Raw genomic sequence first — 1,847 nt, 5'->3', positions numbered from 1 at the left:
GATCGAGTAGGAGGCGGCTATCGCCGCCGACCTCTCACACCACCGGACATGCGGTTCCGCATCCGGCGGTTCAGTTAACTTGACACTTGCACAAAGTACGTTTCCGCAGATAATAATCCGAACTTTGCAAGGCGTGCATTGGATATTGCATAGCATACTGCTTCTGAACGGCATATTCGCGCATAGCCATGGGACCATGCCGCTTTCGCCGCATTTCCTTCCCACACTCCGAGTTTTACCAGATTTCTAAATTTATTTTGTGGAGTTTTCCAATGTTTCCATATACACATTCGAAATCTGTATCGAAGTATTCTATCCAATTTCCGGGTTACTGTAAGGATTGAGCCAATTTTAAAGTAGTTAATCCAACCTCTAAGAACTTCTGATATTTTTTGTGCTTTGTATGCGTTATTTACACTCCATTTACGGCTTGTAAGTAGTTTCAGCCTCTTTACTACTTTTTGGATTGACTTCTCATGAGCCTTTGCCTTGTATTTCTTTTCCTTGAACTGATTGTAGAAAGTAAAGCCAAGATATTTTATTTCTGTGGGACGTCCTATTTTGCTTTTCTTCCGGTTCACTTTTAAGATAAGCTTAGATTCAATGTATCTTGTAATTGATTCCATTACTCGGTTAGCCGCTTTCTGACTCCTCACTAGAATAATGCAGTCATCTGCATATCTTACAAATTTTAGTTTTCGCTTTTCAAGTTCCCAATCTAGTTCATTCAGTATAATGTTTGCAAGAAGTGGCGAGAGATTTCCTCCTTGCGGTGTTCCTATCTCCGTTTCTTCCATCTGCTCACCAACCATGACACCACTTACCAGAAACTTTCGAATTAACGACAGAACTTTTCCGTCCTTAATCTCTTTGTTTAAGATAGAAATGAGCTTATCATGATTTACCGTATCGAAGAATTTTTCCAAGTCAAGGTCAACAACCCAGTTATACCCTTCATTCATATATTCAACAGCTTTTAGTACCGCTTGTTGAGCACTCTTTCCAGGTCTGAAACCATAGCTGTTTGCATGAAATTTTCTCTCATATATTGGTCCTAAGACCTGCGATATTGCTTGTTGAATCATTCGGTCTTTCACTGTTGGAATCCCCAACTTCCGCTTACTTCCATCTTCTTTTGGAATTTCAACCCGTTTCACCGGCATGGGCTTATATGATTGATTTCTTACACTTTCTCTGAGTTGAGTGCCATTGGCTCTCAAATGAGAGAGCAATCCTTCGCATTCCATTCCATCCACCCCTGCCGCACCTTTATTCTTTATTACCTGCTGATATGCACGGTTTAGGTTATCTTTGGACAGTATGTCTTCGATTATTGTACTTTGTTTTTCCATGCACTGTTTCCCTTCCTTTTCGTGAGTTTCGACCACTTAGTACTTGTGGTACTCCTCTCGGCATGTGTTTTGTCTAAACTCTCAATCAGGACGTACTCCAGCTGATTAACTGTTCTGTCCTTTGCTCCATCCGGTTTCCCAGACTTCTTCGCTACTATGACATCTGCTGACTTCCTATGATTCGTTGTTACTATGGCTAATGGAACCACTCATAGGATCTCCCCGGTTAAAATACGCCATCTTTCCCATCATCTATCCGCCATGTCTACTACCAGTTCCACGTTAGCTATTGGACTTCAACTTATTCAGCAGTCTTATCCGAACTGTAAGCCTTATACATGATTTCTGTCCGTCGGACCAATGGTTTGCCGCAGGCTTCCTTCAGATTCCACCTTACAGTGGACACCCTTGCCATGTTGGCTATGTGCTTCCCGCTAACAGGTGCACTTAGGACTTTCACCTTTAAGAATAACGTTCGCGCCGGGCGAACTGAAC

Annotated in this window: 1 protein-coding gene; it reads right to left on the bottom strand. The window is 42.2% G+C overall.

The window, feature by feature from the left end; genetic code table 11:
- Nucleotides 1–74: 74 nt before the first annotated feature.
- The gene (gene ltrA, locus DW819_RS15415) at nt 75–1,352 is read right to left on the bottom strand and encodes a group II intron reverse transcriptase/maturase (RefSeq protein ID WP_118586736.1); all 1,278 of its coding nucleotides are present in this window, start codon (nt 1,350–1,352) and stop codon (nt 75–77) included.
- Nucleotides 1,353–1,847: the final 495 nt, after the last annotated feature.

Source organism: Clostridium sp. AM33-3 (genome assembly GCF_003480315.1).
Taxonomy (GTDB): domain Bacteria; phylum Bacillota; class Clostridia; order Lachnospirales; family Lachnospiraceae; genus Brotaphodocola.
Note: the sequence above shows the minus strand (reverse complement) of the source record. Positions and strands in the feature narration are given on the sequence as shown.